This window comes from Streptacidiphilus carbonis (assembly GCF_000787775.1).
GTDB lineage: Bacteria > Actinomycetota > Actinomycetes > Streptomycetales > Streptomycetaceae > Streptacidiphilus > Streptacidiphilus carbonis.
The window spans coordinates 148,065-150,924 of the sequence record NZ_BBPM01000016.1; the positions used below are offsets into that span (position 1 = coordinate 148,065).

Sequence of the window (2,860 nt, forward strand, 5' to 3'; positions counted from 1 at the left end):
AGCGTCGCACTGAGCACGGCGGGACGGTCCGGATGCGCCCGGAGCACGGTCTCCATCATGGTCCTGGCGATCCCCCGGGACCGGTGCCCGTGCAGCACCGCCACCCAGTACACCCCGACCGACCTGCCGTCGTCCCAGGAGACACAGGCCCCGACCGGTTCGTCCCGGAGCCGGGCCAGCCAGGTACGTCGTCCGGCCAGGACATCCCAACCCGGCGGGAAGGTCTCCCCGCGCCGCCAGGGAAGCCGTGCGGCGACCGGGAAGCCCTCGACCACCATCCGTTCCGCGTCGGCGAGTTCGTGCTCCCGCCGGGCCTCGGAGACCTCCGCGGACACCGGCCCGGCGGCGACCCGCGGGTCCTCGTCCGCCACGGCGTCCGCCGGCACCCCGGCCTGCAACGGGGCCTGCAACCGGGCCGGCACCCCGGCGTGCGCCCCGAACGGCGACCACCGGTCCGGGCGGGGCGGCAGCGGTCCCGGTTCCCGGACCATCACCGGCGTCGGCAGGGTGCGCTCGCAGCCGTAGCGGGAGAGGTCGACCGCGCCGTAGGGGTCGACCAGGGAGAGCCGGCGGGTGTCCCACTCGCGGAACACGGCGACCAGCTCCGCCGTCAGCGCGGCCGCGTCCGCGGGCTCCCTGGTGAGCTGCACCTGGTGGGCGTTGCCGCTGTCGCCGCCGCAGCGGACGGCGACCCAGCCCGGAGCGGTGCGGGCCTCCCAGCCCTCGACGCCGGCGAGAGCCAGCCACTGCCCGGCCGCGTTGTCATTGGCCAGTTCGAGGCGATTCCGAGGCTCCATCGGCCGATGCTATCCGCCGGTTCCGGGCCCGGGTCCGCGGCCCCCACCGGGCCACCCGCCTTCCTGTTCGGCCAGTTCGGCGGTTTCGCCGCGCACCGGGCGCCGGTGACCCCGATCCATGCGCCCCATGCGCGCCCCGCGCACCTCCGTGCACCCTCTCGTGCTCCCGATGGCTGTTTTTCGGTCAACTTCAGGACGCCCCTTCCCGATTGCGCTTCGTCGCAGCCCAGACGCACCGACTGAGCAGCGGAATCTTCCGGGGCGGGCGGGCGGCCGTGCGACAACTGGCCAGTGCCTGACACGCCCTCTTCCCCGGCGGCCCGGTGAATGCCACCCTCGGTGATCGAATGCTTCACGCCAAATTGCCTTATCGACATAGCGTCGGATGGTGAACTTGTCGCACCAGCAACCCTGGACCCAGTAGATTCGATCTTGGCACTAGCGGGGGGCCGCGCAATGCAGCACAGGACCGGACAACCATGACGTCGCAGGCGTGGACCGTGCGGACGGCAGCCCCGGAGGTCGACCGGGGGCTCCGCACGGCACACCAGCCACGTCGGGCAGACACACGACCGAGGGGGGCCGGAGCGCCTTGAGCAGGGTCAGCAGGAACGCCGCGTCAGCGGACGGCTCGGTCTCCCCCCATGCCCGCGGCGGCGCCCCGGGCGCGGGCGCCGAAACAGCCCCACCCAGCGGCGGCGGCAACGGCGCGGGCGGTGAGCCCCCGGCCCCGGCCGGCGCGGCCCGCAAGCTCTCCGGCCGACGCCGCCCCGAGATCGTCGCCGTACTGCTCTTCAGCGGCGCCCCGATCTTCGAGAGCTCCATCCCGCTCTCGGTCTTCGGAGTGGACCGCCAGGACGCCGGCGTCCCCCGCTACCGCCTGCTGGTCTGCGCCGGCGAGGACGGCCCGCTGGCCACCACCGGCGGTCTGACCATGACCGCGCCGCACGGCCTGGAGTCCCTGGCCAGGGCCGGCACCGTGGTCGTCCCCGCCTGGCGTTCGGCCGCCCAACTCCCGCCCCCCGAGGCGCTCGCGGCGCTGCGCAAGGCCCACCAGGAGGGCGCCCGGATCATCGGGCTGTGCACCGGCGCCTTCGTGCTGGCCGCGGCCGGCCTGCTGGACGGACGTCCGGCCACCACCCACTGGATGTACGCGCCCACCCTCGCCAAGCGCTACCCGCAGGTCCAGGTCGACCCGCGGGAGCTGTTCATCGACGACGGCGACGTCCTCACCAGCGCCGGCACCGCCGCCGGGATCGACCTCTGCCTGCACGTGGTGCGGACCGACCACGGCGCCGAGGCGGCGGCCGCGCTGGCCCGCCGGCTGGTCGTGCCGGCCCGCCGGTCCGGAGGACAGGCCCAGTACATCGACCGGTCTTTACCTGAGGAGATCGGCAACGACCCGCTCGCCGAGGTCGTGACCTGGGCCCTGGACAACCTCTCCAAGCAGTTCGACGTGGAGGCCCTGGCCGCCCGCGCCTACATGAGCCGGCGCACCTTCGACCGCCGGTTCCGGTCGCTCACCGGGAGCGCTCCACTGCAGTGGCTGATCTCCCAGCGGGTGCTGCAGGCCCAGCGGCTGCTGGAGACCACCGAGGCGTCGGTGGACGAGGTGGCCAGGCGCTGCGGCTTCCGCTCCCCGGTGGCGCTGCGCGGGCACTTCCGCCGGCAGTTGGGGATGAGCCCGGCCGTCTACCGGACCGCGTTCCGGGCCCGGCGTCCGCAGCCGGGCGCCGCCGACGGGGCCACCGCCCCCTCGGTCGCCGCCGTGGGTCTGGGCGGACTGGGCGCCCTGCCGTCCTTCACCGAGGAGGACGACGGGGCACCGCCGACCGGACCGCAGGGCGGCAGCCCGGCCGGCCCGGACCCCCGCGGCGAGCAGGGCCGGGTCCCCGGCCAGGCGCGCGCGCCCCGCAGCGGAGGACGGGTGAGCGCCCGGCCCCGGGGCGGGCGTCCGGACGCCACCGACCACGCGGCAGCGGAGGACGGCCGAACGGAGGCGGGTGCGCGGGGCCGCCGCGAGTCGGCCGTCCCGGAGCCCAGGGACGGCCGGGGGCGCGGGG

Annotated in this window: 2 protein-coding genes; one reads left to right on the plus strand and one right to left on the minus strand. The window is 75.5% G+C overall.

Annotation, left to right across the window (positions count from 1 at the left end; translation table 11 throughout):
* Positions 1-797 (minus strand): GNAT family N-acetyltransferase (locus TR46_RS42335; protein ID WP_042400497.1); only part of this gene is annotated, 797 nt, incomplete at its 3' end.
* 775 nt (positions 798-1,572) lie between these two features.
* On the opposite strand from TR46_RS42335, the gene TR46_RS15530 reads away from it, so the two are divergent.
* Positions 1,573-2,860: helix-turn-helix domain-containing protein (locus TR46_RS15530; RefSeq protein WP_236655342.1), on the plus strand; the 1,288-nt coding region annotated here is incomplete at its 3' end.